At 60.7% G+C, this 3,111-nt stretch carries 6 protein-coding genes; 4 read left to right on the forward strand and 2 right to left on the reverse strand.

All coding sequences use genetic code 11. The features are described 5' to 3' along the window. The 4 genes from ADADOO_RS09850 to ADADOO_RS09865 form a co-directional block, all read left to right on the forward strand. On the forward strand, nucleotides 1–206 hold a 206-nt coding region (locus tag ADADOO_RS09850), incomplete at its 5' end, for a DUF779 domain-containing protein (RefSeq protein WP_511277136.1). 17 nt (nucleotides 207–223) lie between these two features. Beyond that, complete coding sequence (locus ADADOO_RS09855) at nucleotides 224–556, forward strand: c-type cytochrome (RefSeq protein WP_511277138.1); 333 nt, start codon at nucleotides 224–226, stop codon at nucleotides 554–556. 177 nt (nucleotides 557–733) lie between these two features. Beyond that, nucleotides 734–1,594 (forward strand): DUF3553 domain-containing protein, encoded by an 861-nt coding sequence (locus ADADOO_RS09860; RefSeq protein WP_511277140.1) that lies wholly within the window; start codon nucleotides 734–736, stop codon nucleotides 1,592–1,594. A gap of 49 nt (nucleotides 1,595–1,643) precedes the next feature. Beyond that, nucleotides 1,644–1,913: a hypothetical protein gene (locus ADADOO_RS09865; protein ID WP_511277142.1), complete on the forward strand. Its 270-nt coding sequence runs from the start codon at nucleotides 1,644–1,646 to the stop codon at nucleotides 1,911–1,913. Between the two features lie 8 nt (nucleotides 1,914–1,921). Here the strand turns inward: ADADOO_RS09865 and ADADOO_RS09870 are convergent, their stop codons facing one another. Next, nucleotides 1,922–2,605, reverse strand: coding sequence for an SDR family NAD(P)-dependent oxidoreductase (locus tag ADADOO_RS09870; protein WP_511277144.1), 684 nt, complete (start codon nucleotides 2,603–2,605; stop codon nucleotides 1,922–1,924). 32 nt (nucleotides 2,606–2,637) lie between these two features. After that, nucleotides 2,638–3,111, reverse strand: a 474-nt coding sequence (locus ADADOO_RS09875; RefSeq protein ID WP_511277146.1) for a hypothetical protein, incomplete at its 5' end; no start/stop codon positions are given.

The raw sequence follows: 3,111 nt of genomic DNA on the forward strand, positions 1-3,111 counted from the left end.
ATCTTGGCGACATCGGCGGCGTGCCCTTCTACATCAGCGCCTCGCAATATGAATATTGGAAGCACACGCAACTGATCATCGACGTGGTCGCCGGATCGGGCGGCACCTTCTCGCTCGAAGGCAACACCGGCAAGGCTTTCCACACCCGTTCCCGGCTGTTCACCGATGCCGAATGGGCTGAATTGCAGGCCGCTGGCCTCGTTTAATCCAAGGAGTTTTTCACATGAACAAGCAACTGAGCACCACCCTGCTGCCGCTCCTCGCCGCCGCCCTGTTCACTGCCGCCCCGGCCCACGCCGCCGATGGCGAAGCCATCGTCAAGAAAGCCCGCTGCGTCTCCTGCCACGCCGTCGACCAGAAGCGCGTTGGCCCGGCCTATAAGGACGTCGCTGCAAAATACAAGGGCGACAGCAAGATCGCTGCCGTCCTCTTCGACAAGGTCCGCCATGGCGGCTCCGGTAACTGGGGCCAGGTCCCGATGATTCCCCACCCGGCCGACAAGATCAGCGACGACGACCTGAAGGCCGCCATTCACTGGATTCTGGCGCTGGAATAAGCGATACGGCGCCGCCCGTCTGATCCTCCGGTCAACCGGAAAAAGCGGCCAAAATTGAAACGCCTGTTCCGCCCGACACGGTCCGGAACAGGCAACAAATCGCACTGCCAGGGGCCGAATCCCGGTGCTCATGTTAAAATTGGCCGCTTTTTCCGGTGAAAAGAAGCGGAGAGCAAGATGAGCACACTAACCACAGGTGATCGAGTAACGCACCCCAACCAGCAGGAATGGGGTCTCGGCAAAGTGCTCAGCGCAACGCCCGACAATCTCGATGTATTTTTTGTCGGCGCCGGCCGCAAGCGGCTTTCACGATCCTTCATCCAACTCGAGAAAGCCGAAGGGGCCGCCTCGAAACACCGCCTTCTCGACAACCTGATCGAGACCTCGCAAATTGTCAGCGACAACTTTGTCACCATTCCCATGGCGATTGAACGCTTCATGGCAAGATACCCGAACGGTTTCGAGGATGCTGATTACATCAAGGTGGCGCGCGAAGCCAACCTGCGCGGCCAAAAGTTTTGCAGCCAGCTGCTCAGTCAGGATGAGCTTTCCCGGCTCATTGCCGACGGCGGCTTCGACGCCGTCTGTGATCGGGCGCGGCATGTCGAAACCAGCACCAACCTGCTGACCAAGAGCGAGCGCAAGACGCTCCATGAGGCCCTCGAACTACCCGCCTGCCAGAAGCTATTCTCGCTGGGCCTGGCCGAACTGCTCTACGGGGCCGAATCGGAAGAAGCACGCTTCAAGCACTTCCTGCGCACACTCGGCATCCTGCAACTCAACAAATGGCAGTACGCCACGCTGTTCAGCTTCATCCGCCACCCACAGCAATCGGCCTTCATCAAGCCGACCGTCATCCAGAATGCCGCCAAGGCGCTGTGCTGGCGGATCAACTACAAACCTGAGCCGAACTGGAAAACCTACGATGCAGTCTCGCGGCTGTACAGCTACGTCCGTACCAATCTGCTCGAAGAAGGCCTGATGCCGCGCGATCTGATCGACGTCCAGGCCTTCATCTGGTCGGTCGTCCAGAAATAATCCGGCCGCACGTCACCAACCTGGCGCCGCCTATTCAAAAAGGAAAAACATGAACGCCCAAGCCTTAGCCGAAAAACTAAACAAGCTCGGCTTCACCCCCGTCGCCCTGAGCGAACCATCGAAACGCGTCGACGGCATGATCGTCTTTACCAAGGGGGTGCACGTTCAAGTCCCGCTGCATGGCGACGAACCCAATGTCGTCCTTGAAAGCGATGATGGCGAGCTGGAGTTTTACGATGCCCGGGGCAACATCGATGACCTGATCAGCGACCTCAAGGCCGCCCTGGAAAGCGAACAGGCCATGCAGCAAATGGGCTGAATACGGCCTCAGCGCATGGCCCAGCCACCGCAAACGGGGAACACCTGGCCAACAAAGCAATTGGCTGCGTCGCTGCACAGATAGGCGGCAAACTCGGCATCCTCCTCGGCGCTGACCAGCCGCCCGAGCGGCACCTCGCGCTTGAGACGCTCCTGAAAACGCGGGTCGGCCTGAACTTCGGGCGGAAAATAGGTCGGGTTCTCGACGAAATTCTGGGCGATGGCGTTGACCTGAACATTGTGCGGTGCGACCTCGACGCCGACGGCCTGCACGTAGGCCAACTGGGCGCCACGCGCGGCGCTGTAGGTCGACCGCCCCTTCATGCCGCGCAGGGCGGAGGCGCTACCCATGACCAGGATCTTGCCCGAACGGCGGGCAATCATCGCCGGCAAGACAGCCCGGAACAAACGTGCCAGCGGATCAACGAGCACACCGAAGACGTCGTTCCACTCGGCTTCGGAGACCTCGGCCACCGCCGTGCCGGGGGCCGGAATGGCTAGGTTGGCAACGAGAACATCGATCGGCCCGGCCTCGGCAACGACGGCCGCCGGTGCCCCAACATCGACGAGATCGGCAGTATTGGCGATCACCGTGGCCCCGTGCCGGGCCAACACCGCGCACAGCACCGGGCCCATGAACTGGTCGGCCTGGGTGACCAGCACCCGTTTACCAAGAAGATTTTGCTCCGGCATGGCGGCTCCTTTGGCGAGGTAGTGGCGACGACTCAGCGCGCCGCGGGTGGCGTGGTGACTTTCTCGAGACGATCCTCCAACTCGCCGATGTAGGCGGCAAGCGTGTTCCCGGATTGCTCGGAGAAGGCGCGAAAATCGTGTTCAAGCTGATCGATCCGGGCAATCACGGCAGTTTTCGATTCAAGACTCAGGCTCGATTGCCGGGCCAGTTCCGCCTCCAGGAACGTGCGCAATTCAGTGAATCGCGAGGCCTCGGCGCGGTCGGCCAGTTCCCGGTTGGTGTGCAATTCGCGTGAATTGCGGCGGGCTTCGAGGAGAATGGAGCCTTGCAGGTAAAGCACATAGACCAGAAACAGCGCGGTAACGAAGACAAGCAGCCCGAGCATGACCAGCCCCAGGGGCATCTGCACCGTAATAAAGCCGAGCCACAAGTCGGCAGGCGACAGGAAGACCCCCCAGTTCAGGGCAGTGAAGGCGGCAACCAGGGCCAGAATGAGTAGCAACAA

Origin of the sequence: Azonexus sp. (assembly GCF_036170495.1) — a bacterium.
Lineage (GTDB): Bacteria > Pseudomonadota > Gammaproteobacteria > Burkholderiales > Rhodocyclaceae > Azonexus.

What these genes read in the sequence shown, in the direction of transcription:
- ADADOO_RS09860 (WP_511277140.1), top strand. Translation starts at nt 734, where the DNA reads ATGAGCACACTAACCACAGGTGATCGAGTAACGCACCCCAACCAGCAG.
- ADADOO_RS09855 (WP_511277138.1), top strand. Translation starts at nt 224, where the DNA reads ATGAACAAGCAACTGAGCACCACCCTGCTGCCGCTCCTCGCCGCCGCC.
- ADADOO_RS09865 (WP_511277142.1), top strand. Translation starts at nt 1,644, where the DNA reads ATGAACGCCCAAGCCTTAGCCGAAAAACTAAACAAGCTCGGCTTCACC.
- ADADOO_RS09870 (WP_511277144.1), bottom strand. Translation starts at nt 2,605, where the DNA reads ATGCCGGAGCAAAATCTTCTTGGTAAACGGGTGCTGGTCACCCAGGCC.